Below are 25,364 nucleotides of genomic sequence, written 5' to 3' on the forward strand. Positions count from 1 at the left end.
CGACTCTGCCCATGAAGCGCTTGCTGCTGTTGCTGCTGGCCGGGGCTGGCCTGTGGCTGGCGGCCTGCTCCTCCTTGACCTCCACGGCTGCCTCGACCTCGTTGAGCGATCGGCTGATCGCGCCCGGTGGTGTGTCCACCCTGCTGGACATGCCGCGCATCGCCGACGCGGTGGACAGCGTCCCCAACCGGCATGGGCGGGTGACCGGCCGCGCGGGCGTGCCGATCTTCTGGCGGGCCTTCGACCCGGGCCAGTACGGGGTGCGCTACCACTACCTGCCCCAGCCGCACGACAACGGCGAGCCGCTGCGCACCGGCATGGCGCTGGACCTGCCGCATCCGTTCCAGCCGCAGGCGCCGCGCGGCACGGTGGTGCTGCTGCACGGCTGGATGATGAACGGTGACGCGATGCTGCCGTGGTCGCTGCAATTGGCGCAGTCGGGCTACCGCGTGGTCACCATCGACCTGCGCAATCACGGTCATTCCGGCGCCGGCCCATCCGGTTACGGGACATTCGAATCGGATGATGTGGTCGATGTCATCGCTGCGCTGAGGGCGCGCGGGGAGGTGGTCGGGCCGCTGTATCTTTTCGGCGTTTCCTACGGCGCCGCCACCGCGCTGTTCACCGCCGACAAGCTCGGCGACCAGGTCACCGGCGTGGTGGCGATGGAATCCTTCGCCAATGCCGGCGATGCGATCCGCAGCATGATCCCGCACCTGATGTCGCTGCAGCCGACGGCGTGGAAGGCGCAGGCCATGGCCGCCTATGGGCGCTGGCGCTACGGCGGGCAGGATATCGACCAGGTGATCGCCGCCGCCAGCCAGCGTCTGGATCTGGACCTGGATCGCGTCGACGTCACCCGCGCGCTGGCCGACAGCCGTACCTGCGTACTGCTGCTGCATGGCCAGGATGATCAGCATGTGCCGGTCGGGCAGGGCCGTCGTCTGGCTGCCGCCAGCCCGCGTGTGCATTACATCGAGATGCGTGGCGAAGACCACATCACCCTGCCGCTGCGCGTGGATCTGCTGGGCGGCGTGGTGGATGACTGGCTGGCGCACGACGCCCATGCCGGTGGTGGCTGCCCGGCGCCGGAACTGCCGGGCGAAGCGGATCTGATGGCGATGCAGGCAGCCCAGGCGCACGCCAAGCCGCGGGGATGACCTCCCGGTAGTGCCGGCCGCTGGCCGGCTCCACGCGATCGTCCAGCATCCATGAGAGCCGGCCAGCGGCCGGCACTACCTGGTGACAGCTGGCACCCACGCAAAAAAAAACAGCAACCGATGGTTGCTGTCTTCGTCGATGCAATGGTGCGCCCGGAGAGATTCGAACTCCCGACCGCCTGGTTCGTAGCCAGGTACTCTATCCAACTGAGCTACGGGCGCATTAACATCGAAGTAACATTGCTGATACCGACGGCGAAATCGATACCCTGTTGATGGTGCGCCCGGAGAGATTCGAACTCCCGACCGCCTGGTTCGTAGCCAGGTACTCTATCCAACTGAGCTACGGGCGCGTCAACAGGAGCGGAATTATGCGGATCGGCGTCGCATTCGTCAACGGTTTTTGTGAAGGTCTTCATTCAAATGAACGAAGAAGCTGCTCCACCACGGCTTCGGGCGTTTTCATCCAGGCGAAGTGATCGGCACGCGCACCCAGCATCTGCGCACTGACTACGCTGAGCTGCGCACGCATGCCCGGCATCTTGGCCAGCAGGCCTTGCATCGAGCCCGTCGGTGCCAACCAGTCATGGTCCATCACCACGGCGGTCGCCTGGCCGCGTAGTTCGCGCATCCCGGCCTCCAGATCGGTCGCCATGCCAGCGGCTGCGTAGTGGTTGTTGAGGCCCACGCGCGACCAGTCGCGGATCAACCCGCGCGCCTCGGTGCCACCGAAGCCAAGCTTCCTGCCGTGCAGGACCCCTTGGCGCTGGGCCAACCAGGGCAGGAAGCGATACACCAGCGGCAGGGTCCAGCCACGCGGGGCCGGGAAGGTGCGCCAGTACGGGGTGCCACTGGCGACCAGCCACACGCGGGCGAAGCGCGGCGGATGCAGCCCGGCGAAACAGCAGGCCAGCTGGCCGCCGAGGCTGTGGCCGCCGATGATCAAGGGTGTTTCAGCGTCTGCGGGCACGTTTGCCAGGCTCGCCGGCAGGTCCTGCTCAAGGATGTCGCGGTAGCCCCAGTCCTGCGTGCGCGACGGGCGCAGGCTGCTGCTGCCGTTGCCACGCCACTCGTGCAGGTACACCGCGATGCCACGCGCAGCGAGCGCCTCGGCGAACGGCAGGTAATGGCGCGCGGCCACGCCCAGCGCCGGCAGCCACAGCAGACGTGCGCGCGGCTGTGCCGGGACACGCGCCAGCAACTCGACGCGATGGCCATCGCCGGTCTGCACGGGCAGGGGCGAGGCGTCGATCATGCCGGACGTGCCGCGCCGAAGTGGTCGATCACCAGTACCTCGCTGCGGCCCGGGTAATAACCGCTCTGCAGGCCACGCGCGACGTAGTCGATGGCCGCTTCGCAGGCGTTGGGCAACGAGAGCCCCTGGCACAGCTGCGCGGCGATGGCCGAGGCCAGGGTGCAGCCGGTGCCGTGCGCATCCACCGGCAGGCGGGTATGGATGAATTCTTCGCGGGTCACACCGTCGAAGTAGCGATCGATCACGCGGCTGCCTTCGTCCAGATGGCCGCCCTTGAGCAGCACCGCGCCGGCGCCTAGATCCAACAGTGCGTCGGCGGCATCTTCGGCATCCTCGGCGGTGACGATGCGCCGGCCGAGCAGCAGCTCCGCTTCGGGGGTGTTGGGCGTCAGCAGCGTGGCCAGCGGGATCAGGCGCGTGCGCATCGCCGCCAGTGCGCCGTCTTCAAGCAGCTTGGCGCCGCTGGTGGCGACCATCACCGGATCGAGCACCACATGGGGCGGGCGGTGCTTTTCCAGTGCGTCGGCCACCAGTGCGATCACTTCGGCGTTGGCCAGCATGCCCAGCTTCACCGCATGGATATCGAAATCGGCGAAGCAGGCATCGATCTGCGCCTGCAGGAAGTCCAGCGGCGGCACGTGTACGGCGGTAACGCCGCGGGTGTTCTGTGCGGTCAGTGCGGCGATCGCGGACAGGCCATGCACGCGATGGGCGGCGAAGGCCTTCAGATCGGCCTGGATGCCGGCGCCACCGCCGGAATCGGAGCCGGCGATGGTCAGGGCGGAAACGGGGCTGGAAGGCGTCATGCCCCAATTGTGCAATGTTTGTCGCAGCAGTGCTGCCGCGCCCTCAGCGTGCCCGAAGCAGTGCCCACTGCCGGTACAGCATGTAGCCCAGCCCGGTGCCGCCGGTGAGCAGTGCGGGGGCGAGCAGGGCGTCGTAGCCGAAGCGCAGGAACAACAGGGCGCCCATCACGCCGCCGGCCAAGAAGCCGCTGACGATCAACCCGCTCAGGGTCAGCCGCCGGATCGGCAGTGGCAGGCCGCGCAGCAGGTGGCCCAGCCCGATCCCGAGATCGGTGAACATGCCGCTGAGATGGGTGGTGCGCACCACCGCGCCACTGAAGGTGGTGGCCATCGCGTTCTGCAGTCCGCAGGCCATCGCCGCCGCCAGCGCCCCCCAGATCTGCTGCTGTTTGAACAGCGGGATCGCGACCAGCAGCAACAGCGATTCCAGCGCCAGCACGACGCCATAGCGGCGGCCCAGCTGCAGGCCGCTGTCCTGGATGATCACCCCGCTGAGCGTCGCGCCCACGCAGAACGCGATCAACAGCCCCCACAGATGCCCGACCACGCGCCAGTCGCGTTGGGCCAGCGCCATGCCGAGCTGGCTGGTGGTGCCGGTCATGTGGCTGACGGCCTGGTGTTCGAACCCCAGGAAGCCGACCACGTTGACCATCCCGGCTACGCAGGACAGGGCGATCGCCCCGATCCAGACCCAGGTGGGCAGCCGGATGCTCATCCGGCGTGCGTGGGGGTGGTCACGGCACGATCAACGGCCCGCGGGCGGGCCGTTGAACTGCACATCCGAAAAACGGCCGCTGCCCGGATCGAACACCGCGCCCCAGAACTGCGCGCCCCCATCGCAGACCCGGATCGCATCACGCGCTGGATCGATGTCGGCATCGTCAGGCAGATGGAAGGCGTTGAGGTAGATGAGCTTGCGCGCGTTCATCTCGATGCCGACGTACTGGCGATCGAAATCGGCGGCCTTGGGCACCTGCGCCTCCAGCGTCGGCAAGGCGGCTTCGAGCTGCTCGACATCCTTGCGGCTGGGCGCCCAGTAACCGGTGACCCGTCCGGCCTCGCGGCCGGGACTGTCGCGCGAGCAGGTATCGAGGACCTGGGCGGCGACGATCGGTCGCGTCACCACCCAGGACTGGCCGGTCTTGATTGCGGTCGGGACGCTGGCGCCCGGCCGCGTGTTGGCGGGCGTGCAGGCCGCCGCCAGCGCAGCAAGCGCCAGCGGCAGGAGGGCACGGGACAGGGAACGGCTCACAACACCTCCGAAGCGTAATCGGCCAAGCGCGAACGCTCGCCACGGCGCAGCGTGACGTGCGCGCTGTGCGGCCAGTTCTTGAAACGGTCCACCGCGTAGGTCAGGCCCGAGGTGGTCTCGGTCAGGTAGGGGGTATCGATCTGTTCGACGTTGCCCAGGCAGACGATCTTGGTCCCGGGGCCGGCACGGGTGATCAGGGTCTTCATCTGCTTGGGGGTGAGGTTCTGCGCTTCATCCAGGATCAGATAGCGCGACAGGAACGTGCGCCCGCGCATGAAGTTCAGCGAGCGGATCTTGATCCGGCTGGCGATCAGGTCGTTGGTTGCCGCTCGGCCCCACGCGCCGCCTTCCTGGGTATGCGTGAGCACTTCCAGGTTGTCGGTCAGCGCGCCCATCCATGGCGTCATCTTCTCTTCCTCGGTACCGGGCAGGAAGCCGATGTCCTCGCCGACGCTGACCGTGGCGCGGGTCATGATGATCTCGCGGTAGCGCTGCTGGTCCATGGTCTGGGCCAGGCCGGCGGCCAGCGCGAGCAGCGTCTTGCCGGTACCGGCGGTGCCAAGCAGGGTGACGAAATCGATCTCCGGGTCCATCAACGCATTGAGCGCGAAGTTCTGCTCGCGGTTGCGCGCGCTGATGCCCCACACCGCATGGCTGCCGTGGCGGAAATCGTTGACCAGCGACAACGTGATCCTGTCGCCGTCCACCTTGGCCACGCGCAGTTCGACTTCATCGTCGCCCGGCAGGTAGGCGTACTGGTTCGGGTGCCAGTTCTCGTCTTCGCTGGCGATGATTTCGTAACTGGTGCGGCCCTTGTCACTCCAGCTGCGCAGGTTGTCGGTGTGCTTCTTCCAGAAGTCTTCCGGCAGCTCGGTGGCGCCGGTATAGAGCAGGCTGAAATCGTCCAGCGCGCGGTCGTTCTCGTAATCCTCGGAGACGATGCCGGCAATCGCCGCCTTGATCCGCAGGTTGATGTCCTTGGACACGAACACCACCGGAATCTCCGGCACCTGTTCCTTCAGCGCCAGGATCGCGCCGAGGATGGCGTTGTCCGGAATCACCGCGCCGAAGCTCTTGCCCGCATCGAAATGACTGGTCTGGAAGCGCAGCAGGCCCACGCTCTGCTTGCCACGCAGCTGCAGCCCGTTGGGTCGCTGCAGCGGGATGCCATCGGCCAGATTGTCCAGGCCCGAGGCCTGCACCAGCTCATTGAGGAAGCGGCTGACCTGGCGCGCATTGCGGCTCGCCTCGGTGGTGCCCTTCTTGCCGTTGTCCAGCTCTTCGATCACCTGCATCGGCAGGTAGACATCATGCTCCTCGAACTTGAACAGCGCGGTCGGATCGTGCATCAGCACGTTGGTATCCAGTACGTAGATGCGCTTGCCTCGGGTCATCGTCAATTCCTGGTGGCAGAACAGGGACAAGCCATCACGACCTGCGGGGCAGGGTGATGGCCATTGGGGGTGCCGGGTTGATCACTGGGTTTTCGCGGCCTTCAGGGCTTCAAGGACGGTGTCTGCGTGGCCGGCCACTTTGACCTTGCGCCACACCTGCACGATACGACTGTCCGGCGAAATGAGGAAGGTGCTGCGCTCGATGCCACGCACCTGCTTGCCGTACATGTTCTTCAGCTTGATCACGTCGAACGCCGTGCACAGCGCTTCGTCGCCATCGCTGATCAGCGGGAAGGCGAAGCCCTGCTTGGCGCAGAAGGTGTCGTGGGACTTGACCGAATCACGGGAGACGCCGAAGACGCGGGCGCCGGCCTTCGTGAACTGCGGGAGCAGCGCGTTGAAATCGATGCCCTCGGTGGTGCAGCCCGGGGTGCTGTCCTTGGGGTAGAAGTACAGCACCAGCCACTGGCCGGCCAGCTCGCCGAGGGTGGTGGTGTCGCCGCCGGACAAGGCCAGCGGAAGCGCGAGGGTGGTGCTGTCCAGGGTGTCGCCGTCGTTCATGGGTTCCTTTCCGGATCCTGGGGTAGATCTACTACAACTGCATGAAACCCCGCGCGCCCGTGACGAACGCGCGAAACATCAGAACTTCATCGGGTCCATGATCGCATCGAGGTTGAGGTGATCGCAGAACTCGAGGAAATCATCGCGCAGCGCGGCAATGTGCATGTTCGCCGGCACCCCGATCGTGACCTGCGCGGAGAACATTTCCGCACCGGTCTGCATTGCGCGGTAACGCGTGCTCTGCAGGTTTTCGATGGTGATGCCCTGGCGGTCGAAGAAATCGGCCAGCTGGAACAGGATCCCTGGCTTGTCGGCGGCGATCACTTCCACGATGTAGGGCAGCAGGTTGGACTGCGCCTGCTTGGCACCGGTGCGGTACCAGACCAGCTTCAGGCCTTCCTCACGCTCCAGCCGGGTCAGCATCGCCTCCAGCTTGGCCACCGAGTCCCACGAGCCGGTGGCCAGGGCGGTCACGGACACGTCGCGCCCGACCGTGGCCAGGCGGGCATCGACCAGATTGCAGCCACTGTCGGCGATACGCCGGGTCACAGGCAGCAGGGGGGACTCCGGATGCGTCGTATAGGCGTTGATCAGGAGGTGGTTTTCGGTCGGCGCAGGCCGCGGCGTGGTGTCGGTCAAGATGGTTCCGGGTGATACAAGGTGAGTCTGAACGGCCGGCGACGGCACGTTCGCCGGAGTCCAGCATACTTGCCCGCGCTTTCGACCCGCAAGTAACATGCAACGTACATCTGGCCGGCGCTTACGCAGGCACGGTGCCCCCTTTCTTCCGAGCACGATGTCCTTGTCCCTTTCCGGTCTCATCACCGCGCTGGCGACGCCCTTCCAGGCGAACGGCGCATTGGATCCCGACGGTTGGCAGCGCCTGCTGCACCTGCAACTGGAGGGTGGTGTTCACGGGGTGGTGGTGGCCGGTTCGACCGGTGAAGCCGCTGCCCTGTCCGACGACGAATACGACCAGCTGCTGCGCAGTGCGGTCAAAACCGTCGCCGGGCGCATCCCGGTACTGGCCGGGACCGGCCTGTCGGGGACGGCCAAAACGATCGAGCAGACCCGTCGTGCGGCCGCCAACGGCGCGACCCATGCGCTGGTGGTGACCCCGCCGTACGTGCGCCCGACCCAGGCCGGCCTGATCGCGCATTACCGCGCGGTGGCCGACCAGGGCGGCCTGCCGGTCATCCTGTACAACGTGCCCGGCCGCACCGGCTGCGACATGCTGCCCGAAACCGTCGCCGAGCTGGCCCGCCACCCGAACATCGTCGGCATCAAGGAAGCGGTGGGCGATGTGGGCCGCGTCAATGCCCTGCTGGCCCTGCGTACGCCGGACTTCGCCATCCTCAGCGGTGACGACGGTACGGCCGCGCGTTCCATCCTGTCCGGCGTGGATGGCTTGATCTCGGTGGGCTCCAACGCCCTGCCGGGCGCCTACCGCCGGATGTGCGACCTGGCGACGGCCGGGGAACGCGAGGCGACCGAGTCGTGGGATGCCCGTCTCGAGCCGTTCCATGAATTCTGCGGCGTGGAGTCCAACCCGATCCCGGTGAAGGACCTGCTGCGCCGGATCGGCATTGGTGACGGCCTGCGCCTGCCGCTGCTGCCCTTGTCCGCGGCCCATCACGCCGCTGCCGAACACCTGGCCACCGATATCGGTGCGCTGGAAGCACTATCCAACCACTGATGTCAGTGGTCACCCAGGAGATTCCCATGCGTCAATCCGTTTCCGCCTTCCGCGTGCTGTCCTTCGCGATCCTGGCTACCGCCACCCTCGTCGGCACCACCGGTTGCTTCAAGCGCGGCGCCAAGGGCGACTACGCCCTGGCCCCGGAAGTGCGCCCGCTGGAAGTGCCGCCGGATCTGAACGTCCCGGCCGGCCAGGCCGCCGCTACCGCTGCGACCAGCTCCTCGCTGGCCTCGCAGGCGGCGCGTCCGGCCCCGGCCGCGAACCCGGCGGCCGCCAACAACGCCGGCTTCACCGTGCCGGGCACCAAGGACGAGGTGTTCGCCAAGGTCGGCACCGCGCTGGAGGCCGTTGAAGGCGTGAAGATCGCCAGCAAGGCCCAGTTGCTGGGTTCCTACGACGTGGCCTTCGAAGGCAGCGACTTCCTGGTCCGCGTGGTCGCCGTCGATGCCGGTGCTTATGTGTCGGCCGTCGACCCGCGTGGCCTGCCGGCCACCGCGGCGGCCCCGACCAAGCTGCTGGGCGAGCTGAAGGCGAAGCTGGCTCCGTAACCGGAACCGGTCAGAGAAACGAAAAGGGCGCCGTCGGCGCCCTTTTTCGTTGCCGCCAGCGCCCGACGGCTCAGCGTTCCAGAAGCGTCAGCTTGTCCGGCTTGCCATCCCATTCGCCGGCATCGGCGGGCGGGTCCTTGCGCACGGTCAGCACCGGCCAGGCCTTGGCCAGCTCGGCGTTCAGGGCGACGAATGCTTCCTGCCCGGCGGGCACGTCGTCTTCGGGGAAGATCGCGTTGACCGGGCACTCCGGTTCGCACAGGGTGCAATCGATGCACTCATCCGGGTCGATCACCAGGAAGTTGGGGCCTTCGTGGAAGCAATCCACGGGGCACACTTCCACGCAATCGGTGTGTTTGCACTTGATGCAGTTTTCGGTGACGACAAAAGGCATGGCTGGATCTGAATCCGACAGTAAGCCGCACAATTCTAGAACAGGTTGGTCCGTGGCGCGGGATCGGATCGTGCCTGAAAACCCGAAATGCCGCTGGCGCAAGGCTCAGCCCCAGCGGAAGGGACTCTCGGGCAGGCCGGGGATGCCGGTCTCCAGCGCAAATACGCCGCCGGCGCGCGGGCTGGCCGCCAGTTGCTGGTCGGTGTGGTCCAGCCGGGAACTGGTGATCATCAGGTGCCGCAGCGAGGGCCCGCCGAGCGCGACGCAGGTCGGGTTGCGCACCGGCAGCAGGACCACCCGGTCAACCTGTCCGTCAGGGCGATAACGCACCACGCGCGAGGCGCGCCACTGCGCGTTCCAGACGCCGCCATCGGCATCCACAATGGCCCCATCCGGTTCCCAGTCCGGATCGGGCAGCGCAGCGAACAGGCGCGGCGCCCCGCAGTGCGCGCGCTCGGCGTCGTAATCGCAGCACCACAGCGCCGGCCGTACCGAATCGCAGAAGTACATCGTGGCGCCGTCCGCGCTGAAACAGATCGCATTGGGAATGACGACGTCCGGCAGGTTCAGTTCGCGCAGGCCATGGCGCATCGAAAACTGGTAGTAGCGGCCGAGCGGTGCACGCGCAGGATCCTCGCTCATGGTGCCGAACACCAGATTGCCGGCGCGATCGGTACGGCCGTCATTGCTGCGCGTGTCCACGACATCGGGCTGCACATCGGCCAGCCATTCCAGCGCGGGCGCCGGGGCATCGCCGTCGCGGTCGATATCCAGCCGCTGCAATGAGCCGGCCAGCGCGATCAGCAGGCGGCCGTCGTCCCCTTCGGCGAGGCAGCCGGGCCGGTCCGGCAGCAACCAGCTCCGGTGACTGCCGTCGGCACTGCGGTACTGCCACAAGCGGCGCTCACTGATATCCACCCAGAAAAGGCATTGCCGGCGGGCCGACCACAGGGCGCCTTCGCCATGGGTGCAGCGGCTGTCGACCAGCAGTGGAACATCGGCGACAGCGGTAGACGGGGCGGCGGCGTCGCGCATTCGGCAGGCTCACAACATCAGCGGGCGTTGCATTCTGCCACCGGGTCGATCCATCCCGTGTGCGCTGCGCCTCACTGCCGAGACAATGCCGCAGTGCACGATTGCAGAGCCGTCGATCCCCGGTCCAAGATGGAGGTGACTACCGGTAGACAGTCAGGCGCGGGGGTGCGGCAGACGACGGTTCTGATCAACCATCCATCTGCTGCGCTGATCCGCAGCATCCAGTGTCCCTTCAACCAGGGGTTCCCATGTCCAGTGCTTCGCTCAGCAGTACCCGCGCCGGTAGCGGCGAGAACACCGGTTTCATCGTCCTGATCAGCTGCGTGGCCACCATCGGTGGCTTCCTGTTCGGGTTTGACAGCGGCGTGATCAACGGCACCGTCGATGGTCTGAAGGACACCTTCCAGTCCAGTTCGGCCGGGATCGGCTTCGAGGTCGCCTCGATGCTGCTCGGCTGCGCGATCGGTGCATTCTTCGCCGGCCGCCTCGGCGACCGGCTCGGCCGCCGCGGCGTGCTGATCATCGCCGCGGTGATGTTCCTGTTCTCCGCCTTGGGGGCAGGGGCGGCACACAGCTCCACGGTATTCATCATCGCCCGGGTGATCGGTGGCTTCGCGGTGGGTGCGGCCAGCGTGATGTCGCCGGCCTACATCGCCGAGGTGGCCTCGGCCCGCTACCGCGGCCGGCTGGCGACGGTGCAGCAGATCGCGATCATCAGCGGCCTGTTCTGCGCCTTCCTCAGCAACTATCTATTGGCCAAGGCGGCCGGTGCCTCCACCCAGGCGCTGTGGCTGGGGCAGGCGGCATGGCGCTGGATGTTCTGGATGCAGGCCATTCCCTCGCTGCTGTTCCTGTGCCTGCTGCTGGTGATCCCGGAGAGCCCGCGCTTCCTGGTGGTCAAAGGGCGCCGTGACCAGGCCCTGGCGGTGCTGACCCGGCTGTACGGCCCGGTCGAGGCGCAGGCCAAGATCACCGAGATCGAAGGCTCGCTGTCCCAGGACCAGCACCGCCCGACCTTCTCGGATCTGATCAGCAAGACCACCGGCAAACTGCGCCCGATCGTCTGGATCGGCATCGGCCTGGCGGTGTTCCAGCAGCTGGTCGGCATCAACGTCGTCTTCTATTACGGCGCGGTGCTGTGGCAGGCGGTGGGCTTCTCGGAGAACGACGCGCTGCTGATCAACGTGCTCTCGGGTGCGCTGAGCATCGGCGCCTGCCTGATCACCGTGGTCCTGATCGACCGCATCGGCCGTAAGCCGCTGCTGTGGGTCGGCTCGGTCGGCATGGCGATCTCACTGGCGCTGGTCACCATTGCCTTCGCCAGTGGTTCGCTGGATACCGCCGGGAAGCTTCAGCTCACGGACAACATGGGCGTGCTGGCGCTGGTGGCGGCCAACGTCTACGTGATCTTCTTCAACATGTCCTGGGGCCCGGTGATGTGGGTGATGCTGGGCGAGATGTTCCCCAACCAGATCCGCGGTTCGGGGCTGGCGGTGGCCGGCGCGGCGCAGTGGACCTCCAACTTCGCCATCACCGTGTCCTTCCCGATCCTGCTGGGCAGCATCGGCCTGGCCGGTGCCTACGGCATCTATACGGTGGCGGCGGTGATCTCGGTGTTCTTCGTGCTGCGCTTCGTCAAGGAGACCAAGGGCAAGGAACTGGAGCAGATGGAGGGCTGAGCCGCTCCGGACGGCCCTGCGCGCAGGGTAGGGGCCGGGTCGGGGAGTGCGCTCCCCGGTCCGGGCCTGGCAGGGCAGGCGCCGCAGGCCCTGGGCCCTGAACGCAAAAAACCCCGCCGTGGCGGGGTTTTTGGCTTTCTGCACCGCGACTGGTGCTCCCTAGGGGACTCGAACCCCTGTTTTAGCCTTGAGAGGGCCACGTCCTAACCATTAGACGAAGGGAGCAGACTTTGTCGCGAACTGCGCAGCGCGCTAGTATATGGACCTAGATGCCATTGGGCAATCCCGAAAACTCAACCGGAAGCGCCAACATCAATTCCTCTGCTACATCACCGTTCAGCCTGCGCGTGATCCCGCGCGATCAGCACAACATCTCCCGCAAGGACATCAGCCCCAACGCCCTGCGCGTTCTGTACCGGCTGCGTGATTCCGGGTTTGCCGGTTACCTGGTCGGCGGCGCCGTCCGCGATCTGCTGGTGAACGGCCACCCCAAGGATTTCGACGTCGCCACCGACGCGACGCCCGAGCAGGTCAAGCAGTTGTTCCGCAACTGCCGGCTGATCGGCCGCCGCTTCCGCCTGGCGCACGTGGTGTTCGGCCGCGAGATCATCGAGGTCGCCACCTTCCGCGCCAACATCGACGATGGCAGCGGCGACCGTGAGATGGAAAACGGCATGCTCGTGCGCGACAACGTGTACGGCAGCATCGAAGACGACGCGATCCGCCGCGACTTCACCTGCAACGCCCTGTACTACGCGATCGAGGATTTCTCGGTCCGCGATTACACCGGCGGCTTTGAAGACGTGCAGGCCCGCCTGATGAAGCTGATCGGCGATCCCGAGCAGCGCTACCAGGAAGACCCGGTGCGCATGCTGCGCGCGGTGCGCCTGGCCGCCAAGCTGGGCTTCCAGATCGAAGAGGCCACCGCCGAACCGCTGCCGCGCCTGGCCAACCTGTTGGCCGAGGCCGCCCCGGCACGCCTGTTCGAGGAAGTACTCAAGCTGTTCCTGTCCGGGCACGGCGTGGCCAGCTTCGAAGGCCTGGAGCGGTACGGTCTGCTTGACGTCATGTTCCCGGAAAGCGCCGCTGCGCTGCGCAGCAACCGCAGTGGCGCGCTGCGCCGGATGGTCATCGAAGGTCTGCACAACACCGATCTGCGTGTGGCCAATGATGAGCCGGTGTCGCCGTCGTTCCTGTTCGCGCTGCTGCTGTGGCCGGCGTTCTGCCGCGCCCTGGCCAGCCTGCAGAAGCAGGGCGTCGCGCTGGAAGAAGCGCAGCGCCGTGCGGCGGACCGCGTGACCCTGCACCAGCTGACCACGATCGCCCTGCCGCGCCGCTTCTCGCTGCCGATGCAGGAAATCTGGCTGCTGCAGGGCCGCTTCGGCTCGCGTCAGCGCAAGCGCGTGATCCGAACCCTGACCCATCCGCGCTTCCGCGCCGCCTACGACTTCCTGGTCCTGCGCCAGGTGGCCTCCAGCGAGCACGAAGCCGATGTGGCGTTCTGGCGCGAAGTCCAGCTGCAGTCCGGCACCGAGCTGGATTCGGCACTGGATGCCGCCCAGGCCGACGGCGAGGGCGAAGACGGTGCGCCGCGCAAGCGTCGTCGCCGCCGCCGTCGGCCCGGTGGAGTGGCAGGCGAGTAAGCCGTGACCCTGGCCTGTATCGGATTGGGCGCCAATCTCGGGGACGCCGCGCAGACCCTGCGCGATGCGTTCCCGGCGCTGGCGGCCCTGCCGCAGACCACACTGCGCGCGCGCTCGCAGCTGTACAGCACGCCGGCCTGGGGCAACCAAGACCAGCCGGCGTTCGTCAATGCCGCCGCCGTGCTGGAGACCACGTTGCCCGCACCGGATCTGCTGGCTGCCCTGCTGGAGATCGAGCGCCGCTTCGGCCGCGTCCGTGATCCTGCCGTGCACTGGGGGCCGCGCGCACTGGATCTGGACGTGCTGCTGTACGGCGAACAGATCATCGATCTGCCGCAGCTGCAGGTACCGCACCCCTATCTGCATGAGCGCGCGTTCGCGCTGCTGCCGCTGGCCGAGATCGCGCCGGACGCCATCATTGCCGGACACGGCCGCGTGCGGGATGCTGTGATGCGGGTCCAGGCCTGCGGGATCGCTTCAATAGGAGGATAATGCGGGGCTTATCGCCACCGGTTATCAGCTCATGAGTACCCACGCAGACAGCAAGCCCTGGACCGTGCCCGCGTTGGCCGAGGCCAAGCGCAACGGACAGAAGCTGGTGATGTTGACCGCCTACGATGCCGGGTTCGCCCGCAGCTTCGACGCCAACGGCGTGGACCTGATCCTGATCGGCGACTCGCTGGGCATGGTGGTGCAGGGGCATGACTCGACCCTGCCGGTGACCACCGACGACATGGTCTATCACACCCGCGCCGTGGCCCGCGTACTGCAACGCGCGCTGCTGGTGGCGGATCTGCCGTTCGGCGCCGACGCCACCCCCGAGCGCGCGCTGGATGCCTCGCTGCGCCTGCTGCAGGCCGGTGCGGAGATGGTCAAGATCGAAGGTGCCGGCTTCAAGCTGGACATCATCCGTTACCTGGTCGAGCGCGAGATTCCGGTCTGTTCGCACCTGGGCCTGACCCCGCAGTCGGTGCTGCGGCTGGGCGGCTATCGCGTGCAGGGCCGTGGCGATGCCGCCCAGCAGCTGCGCGATGACGCCAAGGCCGCGGTAGCCGCCGGCGCCAGCCTGGTCGTGCTCGAATGCGTGCCCACGCCGGTGGCTGCCCAGGTCACCGCGGACATCAGCGTGCCCACCATCGGCATCGGTGCCGGCCCGCAGTGCGATGGCCAGGTGCTGGTGCTGCATGATTTCCTCGGTCTGGACAGCGGCCATCGCCGTCCCAAGTTCGTCAAGGATTTCCTTGCCGAAGGCGGGTCGGTTGCCGGTGCGGTCCGTGCCTACGCCGACGCCGTGCGCGACGGCTCCTTCCCCGACGCAGAACACGCCTACGCCTCATGATCGAAACCGTCACCGAACTGTCCCGCCTGCGCGCCGTCGTCAACGGCTGGAAGCGCGAGGGCCTGCGCGTCGCGCTGGTCCCGACCATGGGCAACCTGCACGCAGGGCATTATTCACTGGTCACGCTGGCCCGGCAGTACGCCGATCGCGTGGTCTCCAGCGTCTTCGTCAATCCGACCCAGTTCGGCCCGAACGAGGACTTCACCCGCTACCCGCGCACGCCCGAAGCCGACACCACCGGCCTGGAGCAGGCCGGGTGCGATGTGCTGTGGCTGCCCACGGTTGAGTCGATGTACCCGTTCGGTGTGGAACTGGCGGCCAGCGTCAATGTGCCCGGCATCAGTGGGCTGCTCGAAGGCGCGCATCGCCCGGGCCATTTCGATGGCGTCTGCACCGTGGTCTCGCGCCTGTTCAACCAGGTGCAGCCGGATGTGGCAGCCTTCGGCAAGAAGGACTACCAGCAGCTGGCGGTGATCCGCCAGATGGTGGAAGACCTGGCCTTCCCGATCCAGATCGTCGGGGGCGACATCGTGCGCGAAGACGACGGCCTGGCGATGAGCTCGCGCAACCAGTACCTCAACGCCGAGCAACGCCCGGTCTCGACCACCATCCACCACGTGCTGCTGGGCATGCGCGAAGGCTTCATCGCCGGCAAGAGCCGCAGCCTGATCGAAGCCGAAGCCGCGGCGGCGCTGCAGGCGGCCGGGTTCCAGGTCGACTACGCCGTGGTCCGCCTCCCGGACCTGTCCGAGCCGGCCGATGCCAATGACGGCACCCGCGTGGCCCTGATCGCCGCGCGGATCGGCAATACCCGGTTGATCGACAACCTGGAGTTCTGAGCCGGCCAACGCGGTGCCGCCACAGGGCCACCTTCGGGTGGCCCTGTGCGTTTGCGCAGGGCAGAGCCTTCCGGCCGCCTGCCTGAACGGCCGGCAGCGCCGGAGGGTCGGGGTCGGGCTACCCCCTGCCGCCGGGCCCCCGGGTGCTAGAATTTCCCTTTCCTTTACCGTTTCCCCGTTGCCATGCATCTGTCCCTGCTGAAGACCAAGATCCACCGCGCCACCGTCACTCACTCCGAGCTGAACTACGAAGGTTCCATCGCCATCGATGACAACCTGCTGGCTGCGACCGGCATCCGTGAGTTCGAGCAGGTGCACATCTGGGATGTGACCAACGGTGCGCGTTTCTCCACCTATGCCATCCGCGCCGAAGCCGGCAGCGGCGTGGTGTCGCTCAACGGTGGCGCCGCGCGCCACGTGCAGGTGGGCGACATCATCATCATCGCCGCCTTCGCCAGCATGAGCGAAGAAGAAGCTGACAGCTTCAAGCCGAAGTTGGTATATGTGGACGGCAAGAACCAGATCTCCCACACCAACGACACGATCCCGACACAGGCCGCATGACACAGCACAACGGATTCGACCCGCTTCATTCCCATGCCCAGCGCCTGCGAGGCGCGAGCATCCCTTCGTTGATCGCCGCCGAACCGGGCCGCGCACAATCGCTGGGGTTGCGGGTCGGTCCGTTGTACGTCAATTTCGCGCGGCAGAAGTACGACCGCGCGGCGTTGGACGCACTGCTGCAGCTGGCTGCCGAGCGCGATGTCGCCGGCGGCTTCCAGCGCCTGTTCCGCGGTGAAACGGTCAATGTCACCGAAGGCCGCGCCGCGCTGCATACCGCGCTGCGTGGTGATGCCAGCGGCGCGCCGGTGGCCGGTGAGGCCTTCGCCACGGCGGCCCAGGTGCGCCAGCAGATGGGCGAGCTGATCGCCGCACTGGAAGCGACCCACATCACCGATATCGTCAGCGTCGGCATCGGCGGCTCGGACCTTGGGCCACGGCTGGTGGCCGATGCGCTGCGCCCGGTCACCGGCGCACGTTTCCGCGTGCATTTCGTGTCGAACGTGGACGGCGCTGCGATGCAGCGCACGCTCGCCACGCTGGATCCGGCCACCACGGCCGGCATCCTGATTTCCAAGACCTTCGGCACCCAGGAAACCCTGCTCAACGGGCAGATCCTGCATGACTGGCTGGGCGGCAGCGAGCGGCTGTATGCGGTCAGCGCCAATCCGGAGCGTGCCGCCAAGGCCTTCGCGATCGCCGCCGGCCGCGTCCTGCCGATGTGGGATTGGGTGGGCGGGCGCTATTCGCTGTGGTCGGCGGTCGGTTTCCCGATCGCACTGGCCATCGGCTTTGCGCGTTTCGAGCAGTTGCTCGAGGGTGCGGCGCAGATGGACGAACACGCACTGACCGCTCCGCTGGCGCAGAACCTGCCGGTGCTGCATGCGCTGACCGATATCTGGAACCGCAACCTGCTCGGCCATGCCACGCATGCGGTGATGACCTACGACCAGCGCCTGGCGCTGCTGCCGGCCTACCTGCAGCAGCTGGTGATGGAGAGCCTGGGCAAGCGGGTGCAGCTCGATGGCAGCCCGGTCGCCAGCGACACCGTACCGGTGTGGTGGGGCGGGGCCGGCACCGATGTGCAGCACAGCTTCTTCCAGGCGCTGCACCAGGGCACCAGCGTGATCCCGGCCGATTTCATCGGCTGCGTGCACAACGATGATCCCTACGTGGTCAACCACCAGGCGCTGATGGCCAACCTGCTGGCGCAGACCGAGGCGCTGGCCAATGGCCAGGGCAGCGAGGATCCGCACCGCGAGTACCCCGGTGGCCGTCCGAGCACCCTGATCCTGCTCGATGCGTTGACACCGCAGTCGCTGGGTGCCCTGATCGCCATGTACGAACACGCCGTGTACGTGCAGTCGCTGATCTGGAACATCAACGCATTCGACCAGTTCGGCGTGGAGCTGGGCAAGCAGCTGGCCAGCCAGTTGCTGCCGGCGCTGCAGGGCCAGGCGCATGCGATCACCGATCCGGTGACGCTGGAGCTGCTGGGGCGCTTGACCGCCTGACGGCCACGTAGAGCCGGCCGCTGGTCGGCGCTACCGATTCTTGCGCGGGCGACCCACGGTCGGCATTACCGGCTTGGGTCGCGCTCCGGGCTCGGCCGCTTGGCCAACTTGCGTTGCAGCGAGCGCCGGTGCATGCCCAGCAGGCGCGCCGCGGCAGACACGTTGCCGCCGGTCTCATGCATCGCCTGCTGGATGTGCTCCCACTGCAGCCGGCTGATCGGGGTCATCGCATCCGGCGGTTCCATGTCGCCATCGTCGGCCGGACCATCGTCTTCCTCGCCGAGTGCGCGCAGGATCATCGGCACCGTGGCCGGCTTGGGCAGGTAGTCGTCTGCGCCGAGCTTGATCGCTTCCACCGCGGTGGCGATGCTGGCATAGCCGGTGACCAGCAGGATCCGCATGTCTTCGCGCAGGGCGCGCAGCGGCTGGATCAGCGCCAGGCCGGATTCGGTGCCGAGCTTGAGGTCGATCAGCGCATAGGCCGGCGGTTGTTGCCGGGCCAGCAGCAGGGCCGAGGCGGTGTCGCTGGCGGTGACGGTGTCCAGCCCTTTACGGGCCAGGCTGCGCTGCAGCGTGCGCAGATAGAGTTCGTCGTCGTCGACCAGCAGGCCATGGCTGGCCTGGCCGGGCGCGGGGGTGAAAGCGGTCATGCGGAAGTCTCCCGTGGGGACAAGGGCAGGCGGAAGCCGACGCGCGTGCCGGCACCGTTGGCCGGGCGCATCCACAGCTCGCCATCCAGGCGTTCGATGGTGGCGTGGGACAGGGCCAGGCCGACGCCCATGCCGTCGGTCTTGCCGCTGTTGAACAAGGTGCCGGGCAGCACGGCCTGGCGGGCGTCGAAGCCATGGCCGTAGTCGCGTACTTCGCCGATCAGATCATCGCCCTCGATGCGCAGCGACAGATCCACCTGCGGTCGGTCGGCCTTCTCACCCGCGTCGGCGGCATTGTTGAGCAGCACCATCAGCAGGTGCCCGATACCCGGGTCCAGCGGCAGGGTGAGCGGGGCATCCTCATTACGCTTCAGCGCGATGGTCGGGCGCACCAGCCGCCACTGCTCCAGCACCTGCGGCAACGTCACCGCATCGCGGCCGGGCGCATCGCCGGCGGCCGGGCGGGCCAGCGCCAGCACGCGCTCCCGGCACTGCACCAGCAGCTCGCGCAGGGTTTCCACGTCATCGCGGACCTCGCTGCTTTCGGTCTGGTCGGCGATATCGTCGGCGAGCAGGGTCATGGTCGCCAGCGGGGTATTGAGCTCATGCGCGACCGAGGCGGCGTGGGTGGCCAGCGCGACGATGCCCTCGTTGCGCACGAAGCGTTCGCGCAGCATGGCCAGCTCGTGTTCGCGCTGGCGCAGGGCGATCGCCAGCCGGGTCGCGAACACCAGCACCACCGTGGCCGACAGCAGGAAGTTGCAGACCACGCCCCACTGCTGCATCTGCGCACCAGTGAAATAGCCGCTCGGCAGCGGCAGCCCGAACACGCCGCTCGCCGCATAGCCGATCAGGCAGGCCGCGGCCACGGCGAGGGTCCAGCGCAGGGGCAGGGCGAGCGCAGCCAGCGCGATCAGGATCAGGAACAGCGAGCCGAAGGGATTGGCGATGCCGCCGCTCCAGCCCACCATCCAGGTCAACACGGTGACATCCACCAGGATGTGGCAGAACGCGGTCAGCGGTGCCGTGTCGGCATCGTGTACGCGCAGTTGCGCATACAGATTGAATAGGGTCAGCGCAGCGACGCCGGCCCAGAGCGGCAGCTGCGGCAGCGCCAGGCCCAGTACCCAGGTAGCGACCAGGATCGTGGCGGCCTGGCCGGCCACGGCCAGCCAGCGCAGGCTGCACAGGGTGCGGAGGAAGGGGGCGTCGGGACCGGTCATGTGCGCACATCGTATGCGCTCCGGCCAGGAGCTGCCTGCGACAATAGGCCGCATCCGGGGTAGGCGGCGCACGACGGGCGCTGAACATGAGTGCCAACCAACGCTGGGCACCTACCTGTGCGCTGGGCGCGCTAAAATAGGCGGATGCATGACGCCGTGACCCGACCGACCCAACCCGCCGACTCCGCCGTGTGGGCCCGCCGCCAGACCAATCCCGTTCATATCGGCGGCGTGGTCGTGGGCGGGGGCCATCCCGTGGTGGTGCAGTCGATGACCAATACCGACACCGCCGATGTCGCCTCCAGCGTGAAGCAGGTGGCCGAACTGTGGCGCGCGGGCTCGGAGATGGTGCGGTTGACCGTCAACAATCCCGAGTCGGCCGCGGCCATCCCGCGGATCGTGGAGAAGCTGCAGATGATGGGGATCGATGTCCCGCTCATCGGCGACTTCCATTACAACGGCCATCAGCTGCTGACCCAGGAGCCGGCCTGCGCCGAAGCGCTGGCCAAGTACCGGATCAATCCGGGCAACGTGGGTTTCGGCAAGAAGAAAGACACCCAGTTCGCGCAGCTGATCGAGTTTGCGATCCGCTACGACAAGCCGGTCCGCATCGGTGCCAACTGGGGCTCGCTGGACCAGTCCCTGGCCGCGCGCCTGATGGACGAGAACAGCCAGCGCGCGCAGCCCTGGGATGCCGGTCGGGTACTGCGCGAAGCGCTGATCCGCTCGGCGCTGGATTCGGCGCAGACCGCCGTGGAACTGGGCCTGCCACGCGATCGCATCGTGCTGTCGGCCAAGGTCAGCGGCGTGCAGGAACTGATTGCGGTGTACCGCGACCTGGCCCAGCGCTCGGACTTCGCCCTGCACCTGGGCCTGACCGAAGCCGGCATCGGCAGCAAGGGCATCGTCGCCTCTTCGGCGGCGCTGGCGGTGCTGCTGCAGGAAGGCATCGGCGACACCATCCGTATCTCGCTGACCCCCGAACCGGGCCAGTCGCGCACGGCCGAAGTGATCGTGGCGCAGGAACTGCTGCAGACCACCGGGCAGCGCGCCTTCACCCCGCTGGTCACGGCCTGCCCCGGCTGCGGCCGGACCACCTCGGAATTCTTCCAGGAACTGGCCAAGGTCGTGCAGAACCATGTGCGCGAGAAAATGCCGATCTGGAAAGTGAGCCACCCGGGTGCGGAGAGCATGACCCTGGCGGTCATGGGCTGCATCGTGAACGGCCCGGGCGAATCGCGCCACGCCAACATCGGCATCTCGCTGCCGGGCACGGGTGAAACGCCGGCCGCGCCGGTGTTCGTGGATGGCGAAAAGACGGTCACCCTGCGCGGCGAGAACATCGCCCAGGACTTCGTCATGCTGATCGATGAGTACGTCGAACGCACCTATGTCCGACGCGTTGGATAAGCCGGCGGTGCTGGCCGCGCCGGAGCCGGCCGCCGGCGTCCGCCACTGGATGAGCCGCAACGCCTGGCGCTTCGTGCTGCTGTTCGTGGGCGTGCTGCTGCCGTTGGCGGGCTTCGTGGCCCTGGCCGATGAAGTGCACGCCCTGGAGGCGATCTACTTCGACGACCTGCTGTTGTGGAAGCTGCACGCCCTGCATTCGCCGGGCCTGGACCGCTTCTTCGTGCTGCTGTCCAAGCTGGGCTACGAGTGGTTCCTGATTCCGGCCGACGTGCTGATCGTGGGCCTGCTGGCGTGGCGCAAACGCTGGCGCGAGGCCAGTTTTGTCGCGATCTGCTTCGCCGGCTCGGCGCTGTTGAACCTGGGCAGCAAGCGCTTTTTCCAGCGCGACCGGCCCAGCCTGTGGGAGTCCATTGCCCCGGAGAGCACGTTCAGCTTCCCCAGCGGCCACGCCATGGGCTCGATGACCTTGGCCGTCACGCTGGTGCTGCTGGCCTGGAACACCCGCTGGCGCTGGCCGGTGGCCCTTGCCGCACTTACATTTGCGGTCCTGGTGAGCATCTCGCGCATGTACCTGGGGGTGCATTACCCCTCCGACATCCTGGCCGGCTGGTGTGCCGCCCTGGTGTGGGTGGTCGGCTGCTTCCTGGTCATGTTCCGCCGCCGGCATCCGTGGCGGCACCGCCACTGAGGGCATTACGGCGGTAAACTGGCCGAAAACGGCATGAAGGCCGGCCGCATCGATAGGCTGTCCCTTTGGAACAGGCTAGGATGAGAGGCGCAGGGGGAGGGGCAGGACAGCACGTCTGTGATGCGCGGACCAGAACGCGATGATGGGGAACCCGGTTCCTTGTGATCGCCACATAGCGCAGCTAGGCTTGCCCCCGTTCACAGTGTTTGACGAGGTTGGCGGATGACAATTCGAGTGTATCTGGTGGACGATCATGCTCTGGTGCGTACGGGCATGAAGATGATCCTCTCCAACGAGACCGACATCGAGGTGGTCGGTGAGGCGGAGAGCGGTGAAGATGCGCTGCCGGATATCCGCCGCCTGCGGCCCGACGTCGTGCTGTGCGATCTGCACCTGCCGGGCGTGAGCGGCATGGAGGTCACCGAGCGCGTGGTCCGTGGCGATCACGGCACCCGCGTGGTGATCGTCTCCGTCCTTGAAGATGGCCCGATGCCCAAGCGCCTGCTCGAAGCGGGTGCCTCCGGCTACATCGGCAAGGCCTGCGATGCACAGGAACTGCTGCGCGCGGTGCGTGATGCCGCACTCGGCCGCCGCTACCTGGGCAACAGCATCGCGCAGAACCTGGCGCTGTCGAACGTGGAAGGCAACCATTCGCCGTTCGACACCCTGTCCCCGCGCGAACTGGAAGTGGCGCTGCTGCTCACCCAGGGCCTGCGCCAGGAAGACATCGCCAAGCGCCTGAGCCTGAGCGCGAAGACCGTCAACACGCACAAGGCGCGCCTGTTCGAGAAGATGGGCATCAACGACAACATCGCGCTCGCGCGCATGGCCAGCCAGTACGGCCTGGTGGATCCGGCACGCCCGATGTAATCCGCGTTCTGGTAGCGGATGAAAAAACGCCCGGGCATGCCCGGGCGTTTTCGTTCAGTGCGCGCGGACCCGCGCCACGATCTTCGCGGCCTGGGCCGCACTCTCGCGCACCTTGTCCCACTCGCCGCGCTCGATCCAACCGCCCGGCACCATCCACGAACCGCCGATGCAGACCACGTTCTTCTGCTCCAGGTACTCGGCCGCCGTGTCTTCGGTGATGCCACCGGTCGGGCACAGCTTCAGATCCGGAATCGGACCGGCCAGGCCCTTGATCATCGCCAGCCCGCCCACGGCCGAGGCCGGGAACAACTTGCAGACCCGGAACCCGCGCGCATACAGCGCCAGCATTTCCGTCGGCGAGGCCGCACCCGGCACCACCGGCAGCGGTGCCTGCGCCAACGCATCGGCCATGTGCGCCGGCGTACCCGGCGTGACCAGGAAATCCGCACCCGCATCGATCGACTGCTGCATCTGCTCCACGGTCAACACCGTGCCCGCACCCACCACCACATCCGGCAGCTCGCGCTTGAGCATGGCAAGCGCGTCCATCGCCACCGGCGTACGCAGCGTCAGCTCGATCGCCGGCAGCCCGCCCTCCAACAACGCCGCACTGACCGCACGGGCCTGATCCAGCGTATGCACGGTCACCACCGGCAGAATGCCGGCAGCCTTCAACAGGGTTTCAGCGCGCTTCTGATGTTCGGCGATGCTCATGCGTTTCCAATCCTTCTTTTCATCAATGTCTGCAGCGCGAACGACGCGCCGGAATGTGTCGGGAGGCAGCGGGATGGCCCCAACCAGGACCGTTACAGCGCCATGGATAGCGCTGACGAGCCCCCATGGATGGGTTCACGGCGCGTCCTGGTTGGGGCCATCCCGCTGCCTCAACCAGGAAACCCCACCGCCGCGTCAGCTCACGCGTCCTTACCCTCATGCGGCGCATTCGCCGCCGCGGCATCATGCCCAAGCTCGTATTCGGCATCGTAATTCCAGATGCTGCCGTCATCGGCCGCCGGCCCACACGAAATCGACATCGCGCCCTGATCGGCCGGGCCCACCAGACGGCGGCTCATCGCGAACAGATTGCGGCCCAGATCATGCGCCGCCGGTGCGGTGTTCGGCGCCGGCTCACGTGCCGCGAATTCCGCCGCATCCACCAACAGCTCCAGCGTGCCGGCTTCACCATCCAGACGGATGATGTCGCCCTCGCGCACCCGTGCCAGCGGACCGCCACGCGAGGCTTCCGGCGTCATGTGGATCGCCGCCGGGAACTTGCCCGAGGCACCGGACAGACGACCATCGGTGACCAGCGCCACGCGACGGCCCTGGTTCTGCAGCAGGCCCAGCAGCGGCGCCAGCGAATGCAGCTCCGGCATGCCATTGGAGCGCGGGCCCTGGTAACGGACCACCGCCACGAAATCGTGCGGCAGCACACCGGCCGCGTGCAGCTTGTTCAGCACCTGCGGCGCATCGACCACCACCGCCGGTGCTTCGATCGTGCGGAACTCCGGCTTCACCGCCGACAGCTTGATCAGCGAACGGCCGAGGTTGCCGCGCAGCAGGCGCAGGCCGCCCTGCGACTCGAACGGATTGGCCACGCCACGCACCACATCCGGATCGGCGCTCTCGCGCACGCCATCGATGTAGGTCAGCTTGCCGTCGCGCAGCGCCGGCTCCTGGCCGTACTGGTGCATGCCGCCTTCGGCCACGGTCTGCAGGTCGGCATGCATCAGGCCGGCCTCCATCAGCTCGCGGAACACGAACGCGGTGCCGCCGGCCGCGGCGAAGCGGTTCACGTCGGCTTCGCCGTTCGGATAGACGCGGGCCAGCAACGGAATCAGCTGCGAGAGCTGGTCCATGTCGTCCCAGGTCAGCACGATGCCGGCCGCACGCGCCACGGCGATCCAGTGGATGGTGTGGTTGGTCGAGCCGCCGGTGGCCATCAGGGTGACCACCGCGTTGACGATCGCGCGTTCGTCGATCAAGCGGCCGAGCGGCCGGAAGTCGTCGCCCAGGGCGCTGATTTCCAGTGCGCGCACCGCCGCGTGGCGAGTCAGTGCGTCGCGCAGGGGTGTATCCGGATTGACGAACGAGGCGCCCGGCATCTGCACGCCCATCGCTTCGAGCAGGGTCTGGTTGGAATTGGCGGTGCCGTAGAAGGTGCAGGTGCCGGCGCCATGGTACGAAGCGGCTTCGGCTTCCAGCAGTTCCTCGCGGGTCGCCTGGCCGGCCGCGTAGCGCTCGCGCACTTCGGCCTTCTGCTTGTTCGGGATGCCCGGGGTCATCGGGCCGGCCGGCAGGAAGATCGCCGGCAGGTGACCGAAGGCCAGCGCGCCGATCAGCAGGCCGGGCACGATCTTGTCGCAGACGCCGAGGTAGACGCTGGCGTCGAACATGTCATGGCTCAGGCCGATCGCGGTCGACTGGGCGATCACATCGCGCGAGAACAGCGACAGTTCCATGCCGCCGCGGCCCTGGGTGACGCCGTCGCACATCGCCGGCACGCCACCGGCGACCTGTGCGGTCGCACCGAGTTCGCGCGCGGTCTCGCGCAGGATCTCCGGGTAATGCTCGAACGGCTGGTGTGCCGAAAGCATGTCGTTGTACGCGGTGATGATGCCCAGGTTGGGCGTCACGCCGCCGCGCAGGCGCGACTTGTCGGTCGGGCCGCACGCGGCGAACCCGTGGGCGAGGTTGCCGCAGCTCAGGCGCGAACGGAACGGACCGTCGCGCAGCGCCGCGTCGACACCGGCCAGGTAGGCGGCGCGGGAGGCGACGCTGCGCTGGACGATGCGCTCGGTGATGGCATGGAGTTTGGGATGCAGGCTCATTGGCTACCGGCTA

General features: G+C 67.3%; 26 protein-coding genes and 3 tRNA genes. 13 read left to right on the plus strand and 16 right to left on the minus strand.

The features are described from left to right. Window positions 1-11 precede the first annotated feature (11 nt). Window positions 12-1,160 (plus strand): alpha/beta hydrolase family protein, encoded by a 1,149-nt coding sequence (locus BCL79_RS13060; protein WP_121041813.1) that lies wholly within the window; start codon window positions 12-14, stop codon window positions 1,158-1,160. A gap of 145 nt (window positions 1,161-1,305) precedes the next feature. On the opposite strand, the gene BCL79_RS13065 is transcribed toward BCL79_RS13060, so the two are convergent. The 9 genes from BCL79_RS13065 to BCL79_RS13105 all read right to left on the minus strand — a co-directional run bounded on the left by BCL79_RS13065 (window position 1,306) and on the right by BCL79_RS13105 (window position 7,067). Continuing rightward, a tRNA-Arg gene (locus BCL79_RS13065) sits at window positions 1,306-1,382 on the minus strand. 54 nt (window positions 1,383-1,436) lie between these two features. Then, a tRNA-Arg gene (locus BCL79_RS13070) sits at window positions 1,437-1,513 on the minus strand. A 62-nt stretch (window positions 1,514-1,575) separates the two neighbouring features. After that, window positions 1,576-2,415 (minus strand): alpha/beta hydrolase family protein, encoded by an 840-nt coding sequence (locus BCL79_RS13075; protein ID WP_121041815.1) that lies wholly within the window; start codon window positions 2,413-2,415, stop codon window positions 1,576-1,578. After that, a complete protein-coding gene (gene thiD / locus BCL79_RS13080; RefSeq protein WP_121041817.1) occupies window positions 2,412-3,221 on the minus strand; it encodes a bifunctional hydroxymethylpyrimidine kinase/phosphomethylpyrimidine kinase in 810 nt (269 codons plus the stop codon). The genes BCL79_RS13075 and thiD overlap by 4 nt, the downstream gene beginning before the upstream one ends. A 43-nt stretch (window positions 3,222-3,264) precedes the next feature. Further along, window positions 3,265-3,936: a YoaK family protein gene (locus BCL79_RS13085; RefSeq protein ID WP_121041819.1), complete on the minus strand. Its 672-nt coding sequence runs from the start codon at window positions 3,934-3,936 to the stop codon at window positions 3,265-3,267. Between the two features lie 30 nt (window positions 3,937-3,966). Further along, window positions 3,967-4,473 (minus strand): hypothetical protein, encoded by a 507-nt coding sequence (locus BCL79_RS13090; protein WP_121041821.1) that lies wholly within the window; start codon window positions 4,471-4,473, stop codon window positions 3,967-3,969. Continuing rightward, window positions 4,470-5,867 carry a PhoH family protein gene (locus BCL79_RS13095; RefSeq protein ID WP_121041823.1) on the minus strand — a complete coding sequence of 466 codons (1,398 nt, stop codon included), beginning with the start codon at window positions 5,865-5,867 and terminating at the stop codon, window positions 4,470-4,472. Before BCL79_RS13095 ends, BCL79_RS13090 begins: the two co-directional genes overlap by 4 nt. A gap of 81 nt (window positions 5,868-5,948) precedes the next feature. Then, window positions 5,949-6,428, minus strand: coding sequence for a peroxiredoxin (locus BCL79_RS13100; protein ID WP_121041825.1), 480 nt, complete (start codon window positions 6,426-6,428; stop codon window positions 5,949-5,951). Between the two features lie 78 nt (window positions 6,429-6,506). Next, the gene (locus tag BCL79_RS13105; protein WP_019183297.1) at window positions 6,507-7,067 is read right to left on the minus strand and encodes a glycine cleavage system protein R; all 561 of its coding nucleotides are present in this window, start codon (window positions 7,065-7,067) and stop codon (window positions 6,507-6,509) included. A gap of 163 nt (window positions 7,068-7,230) precedes the next feature. On the opposite strand from BCL79_RS13105, the gene dapA reads away from it, so the two are divergent. Next, window positions 7,231-8,124 (plus strand): 4-hydroxy-tetrahydrodipicolinate synthase, encoded by an 894-nt coding sequence (gene dapA / locus BCL79_RS13110; RefSeq protein WP_121042213.1) that lies wholly within the window; start codon window positions 7,231-7,233, stop codon window positions 8,122-8,124. Window positions 8,125-8,150: 26 nt separating this feature from the next. Next, window positions 8,151-8,675 (plus strand): hypothetical protein, encoded by a 525-nt coding sequence (locus tag BCL79_RS13115; protein WP_121041827.1) that lies wholly within the window; start codon window positions 8,151-8,153, stop codon window positions 8,673-8,675. 70 nt (window positions 8,676-8,745) lie between these two features. Here BCL79_RS13115 and fdxA read toward each other — a convergent pair whose 3' ends face one another. Both fdxA and BCL79_RS13125 read right to left on the minus strand, forming a co-directional pair. After that, window positions 8,746-9,069 carry a ferredoxin FdxA gene (fdxA, locus tag BCL79_RS13120; protein WP_121041829.1) on the minus strand — a complete coding sequence of 108 codons (324 nt, stop codon included), beginning with the start codon at window positions 9,067-9,069 and terminating at the stop codon, window positions 8,746-8,748. A 105-nt stretch (window positions 9,070-9,174) separates the two neighbouring features. Next, a complete protein-coding gene (locus tag BCL79_RS13125; protein WP_121041831.1) occupies window positions 9,175-10,104 on the minus strand; it encodes an SMP-30/gluconolactonase/LRE family protein in 930 nt (309 codons plus the stop codon). A 248-nt stretch (window positions 10,105-10,352) separates the two neighbouring features. On the opposite strand from BCL79_RS13125, the gene BCL79_RS13130 reads away from it, so the two are divergent. Then, window positions 10,353-11,783, plus strand: a complete 1,431-nt coding sequence (locus BCL79_RS13130) for a sugar porter family MFS transporter (RefSeq protein ID WP_121041833.1) — start codon at window positions 10,353-10,355, stop codon at window positions 11,781-11,783. 150 nt (window positions 11,784-11,933) lie between these two features. Here the strand turns inward: BCL79_RS13130 and BCL79_RS13135 are convergent. After that, a tRNA-Glu gene (locus tag BCL79_RS13135) sits at window positions 11,934-12,008 on the minus strand. Between the two features lie 50 nt (window positions 12,009-12,058). Here BCL79_RS13135 and pcnB point away from each other — a divergent pair. The 6 genes from pcnB to pgi all read left to right on the plus strand — a co-directional run bounded on the left by pcnB (window position 12,059) and on the right by pgi (window position 17,679). Beyond that, a complete protein-coding gene (gene pcnB, locus BCL79_RS13140) occupies window positions 12,059-13,426 on the plus strand; it encodes a polynucleotide adenylyltransferase PcnB (protein WP_121041835.1) in 1,368 nt (455 codons plus the stop codon). A 3-nt stretch (window positions 13,427-13,429) separates the two neighbouring features. After that, entirely contained in the window at window positions 13,430-13,918 is a 489-nt protein-coding gene (folK, locus tag BCL79_RS13145; protein ID WP_121041837.1) for a 2-amino-4-hydroxy-6-hydroxymethyldihydropteridine diphosphokinase, read from the plus strand. 31 nt (window positions 13,919-13,949) lie between these two features. Next, on the plus strand, window positions 13,950-14,765 hold the full coding sequence (gene panB, locus BCL79_RS13150) for a 3-methyl-2-oxobutanoate hydroxymethyltransferase (protein WP_121041839.1): 816 nt from the start codon (window positions 13,950-13,952) through the stop codon (window positions 14,763-14,765). Beyond that, window positions 14,762-15,604 (plus strand): pantoate--beta-alanine ligase, encoded by an 843-nt coding sequence (gene panC, locus BCL79_RS13155; protein WP_121041841.1) that lies wholly within the window; start codon window positions 14,762-14,764, stop codon window positions 15,602-15,604. Before panB ends, panC begins: the two co-directional genes overlap by 4 nt. Window positions 15,605-15,787: 183 nt before the next feature. Continuing rightward, the gene (panD, locus tag BCL79_RS13160; protein WP_019183273.1) at window positions 15,788-16,168 is read left to right on the plus strand and encodes an aspartate 1-decarboxylase; all 381 of its coding nucleotides are present in this window, start codon (window positions 15,788-15,790) and stop codon (window positions 16,166-16,168) included. Next, window positions 16,165-17,679 carry a glucose-6-phosphate isomerase gene (pgi, locus tag BCL79_RS13165; protein WP_121041843.1) on the plus strand — a complete coding sequence of 505 codons (1,515 nt, stop codon included), beginning with the start codon at window positions 16,165-16,167 and terminating at the stop codon, window positions 17,677-17,679. The genes panD and pgi overlap by 4 nt, the downstream gene beginning before the upstream one ends. A gap of 65 nt (window positions 17,680-17,744) precedes the next feature. On the opposite strand, the gene BCL79_RS13170 is transcribed toward pgi, so the two are convergent. Beyond that, window positions 17,745-18,329, minus strand: coding sequence for a response regulator transcription factor (locus tag BCL79_RS13170; RefSeq protein ID WP_121041845.1), 585 nt, complete (start codon window positions 18,327-18,329; stop codon window positions 17,745-17,747). Beyond that, window positions 18,326-19,552, minus strand: coding sequence for an ATP-binding protein (locus tag BCL79_RS13175; RefSeq protein WP_121041847.1), 1,227 nt, complete (start codon window positions 19,550-19,552; stop codon window positions 18,326-18,328). Before BCL79_RS13175 ends, BCL79_RS13170 begins: the two co-directional genes overlap by 4 nt. 144 nt (window positions 19,553-19,696) lie before the next feature. Here BCL79_RS13175 and ispG point away from each other — a divergent pair, with 144 nt between their 5' ends. The 3 genes from ispG (at window position 19,697) to BCL79_RS13190 (ending at window position 22,520) form a co-directional block, all read left to right on the plus strand. Further along, on the plus strand, window positions 19,697-20,962 hold the full coding sequence (gene ispG, locus BCL79_RS13180; protein WP_121041849.1) for a flavodoxin-dependent (E)-4-hydroxy-3-methylbut-2-enyl-diphosphate synthase: 1,266 nt from the start codon (window positions 19,697-19,699) through the stop codon (window positions 20,960-20,962). Continuing rightward, a complete protein-coding gene (locus BCL79_RS13185) occupies window positions 20,943-21,650 on the plus strand; it encodes a phosphatase PAP2 family protein (protein WP_121041851.1) in 708 nt (235 codons plus the stop codon). Before ispG ends, BCL79_RS13185 begins: the two co-directional genes overlap by 20 nt. Before the next feature lie 222 nt (window positions 21,651-21,872). Next, window positions 21,873-22,520: a response regulator gene (locus tag BCL79_RS13190; protein WP_019183265.1), complete on the plus strand. Its 648-nt coding sequence runs from the start codon at window positions 21,873-21,875 to the stop codon at window positions 22,518-22,520. Window positions 22,521-22,574: 54 nt separating this feature from the next. Here BCL79_RS13190 and BCL79_RS13195 read toward each other — a convergent pair whose 3' ends face one another. Then, window positions 22,575-23,234, minus strand: a complete 660-nt coding sequence (locus BCL79_RS13195) for a bifunctional 4-hydroxy-2-oxoglutarate aldolase/2-dehydro-3-deoxy-phosphogluconate aldolase (RefSeq protein WP_121041854.1) — start codon at window positions 23,232-23,234, stop codon at window positions 22,575-22,577. A 200-nt stretch (window positions 23,235-23,434) separates the two neighbouring features. After that, a complete protein-coding gene (edd, locus tag BCL79_RS13200) occupies window positions 23,435-25,351 on the minus strand; it encodes a phosphogluconate dehydratase (RefSeq protein WP_121041856.1) in 1,917 nt (638 codons plus the stop codon). Window positions 25,352-25,364: the final 13 nt, after the last annotated feature.

Source organism: Stenotrophomonas rhizophila, from assembly GCF_003651185.1.
In the GTDB taxonomy this organism is placed as follows: domain Bacteria; phylum Pseudomonadota; class Gammaproteobacteria; order Xanthomonadales; family Xanthomonadaceae; genus Stenotrophomonas; species Stenotrophomonas maltophilia_Z.

Coding starts and splice junctions, on each gene's coding strand:
- BCL79_RS13060 (WP_121041813.1), top strand. CDS start 12: ATGAAGCGCTTGCTGCTGTTGCTGCTGGCCGGGGCTGGCCTGTGGCTG.
- BCL79_RS13075 (WP_121041815.1), bottom strand. CDS start 2,415: ATGATCGACGCCTCGCCCCTGCCCGTGCAGACCGGCGATGGCCATCGC.
- thiD (WP_121041817.1), bottom strand. CDS start 3,221: ATGACGCCTTCCAGCCCCGTTTCCGCCCTGACCATCGCCGGCTCCGAT.
- BCL79_RS13085 (WP_121041819.1), bottom strand. CDS start 3,936: ATGAGCATCCGGCTGCCCACCTGGGTCTGGATCGGGGCGATCGCCCTG.
- BCL79_RS13095 (WP_121041823.1), bottom strand. CDS start 5,867: ATGACCCGAGGCAAGCGCATCTACGTACTGGATACCAACGTGCTGATG.
- BCL79_RS13100 (WP_121041825.1), bottom strand. CDS start 6,428: ATGAACGACGGCGACACCCTGGACAGCACCACCCTCGCGCTTCCGCTG.
- BCL79_RS13115 (WP_121041827.1), top strand. CDS start 8,151: ATGCGTCAATCCGTTTCCGCCTTCCGCGTGCTGTCCTTCGCGATCCTG.
- fdxA (WP_121041829.1), bottom strand. CDS start 9,069: ATGCCTTTTGTCGTCACCGAAAACTGCATCAAGTGCAAACACACCGAT.
- BCL79_RS13125 (WP_121041831.1), bottom strand. CDS start 10,104: ATGCGCGACGCCGCCGCCCCGTCTACCGCTGTCGCCGATGTTCCACTG.
- BCL79_RS13130 (WP_121041833.1), top strand. CDS start 10,353: ATGTCCAGTGCTTCGCTCAGCAGTACCCGCGCCGGTAGCGGCGAGAAC.
- panB (WP_121041839.1), top strand. CDS start 13,950: ATGAGTACCCACGCAGACAGCAAGCCCTGGACCGTGCCCGCGTTGGCC.
- panC (WP_121041841.1), top strand. CDS start 14,762: ATGATCGAAACCGTCACCGAACTGTCCCGCCTGCGCGCCGTCGTCAAC.
- panD (WP_019183273.1), top strand. CDS start 15,788: ATGCATCTGTCCCTGCTGAAGACCAAGATCCACCGCGCCACCGTCACT.
- pgi (WP_121041843.1), top strand. CDS start 16,165: ATGACACAGCACAACGGATTCGACCCGCTTCATTCCCATGCCCAGCGC.
- BCL79_RS13170 (WP_121041845.1), bottom strand. CDS start 18,329: ATGACCGCTTTCACCCCCGCGCCCGGCCAGGCCAGCCATGGCCTGCTG.
- BCL79_RS13175 (WP_121041847.1), bottom strand. CDS start 19,552: ATGACCGGTCCCGACGCCCCCTTCCTCCGCACCCTGTGCAGCCTGCGC.
- ispG (WP_121041849.1), top strand. CDS start 19,697: ATGCATGACGCCGTGACCCGACCGACCCAACCCGCCGACTCCGCCGTG.
- BCL79_RS13185 (WP_121041851.1), top strand. CDS start 20,943: ATGTCCGACGCGTTGGATAAGCCGGCGGTGCTGGCCGCGCCGGAGCCG.
- BCL79_RS13190 (WP_019183265.1), top strand. CDS start 21,873: ATGACAATTCGAGTGTATCTGGTGGACGATCATGCTCTGGTGCGTACG.
- BCL79_RS13195 (WP_121041854.1), bottom strand. CDS start 23,234: ATGAGCATCGCCGAACATCAGAAGCGCGCTGAAACCCTGTTGAAGGCT.
- edd (WP_121041856.1), bottom strand. CDS start 25,351: ATGAGCCTGCATCCCAAACTCCATGCCATCACCGAGCGCATCGTCCAG.